At 58.0% G+C, this 281-nt stretch carries 1 protein-coding gene; it reads left to right on the forward strand.

The window, feature by feature from the left end:
- On the forward strand, positions 1 to 193 hold a 193-nt coding region (locus KI686_RS16665; RefSeq protein ID WP_237590425.1), incomplete at its 5' end, for a hypothetical protein.
- Between the last annotated feature and the right edge of the window lie 88 nt (positions 194 to 281).

Consider the following 281-nt stretch of genomic DNA (forward strand, 5'->3'; position numbering starts at 1 on the left):
TGAGGCTGCAGTCGAGCAACTGAGCATCCCCTGGGCCACCTTGGCTTGCAAGGGCTTCATTGAGCCGTTCAGTGTCTTCCGCGGATGCTTGCGTTGGCGGCGCAACCACATCACTTGTTCGCACAGCGTTGACGACTACGGCCCCAACGAGAAGCCCCGCGACAGCTACCGCCGAGGCCAGAAACACGCGTGATTTTCGCATTTTGATCCTCCCCGCTCTAGTAGGCGGCGTTTAGGTGATCCCAGTCATGACCGTCGTAATATCGCGAAGCTTTCGGATA

Source organism: Polaribacter sargassicola (genome assembly GCF_021991835.1).
Classification (GTDB): Bacteria; Bacteroidota; Bacteroidia; order Flavobacteriales; family Flavobacteriaceae; genus Polaribacter; species Polaribacter sargassicola.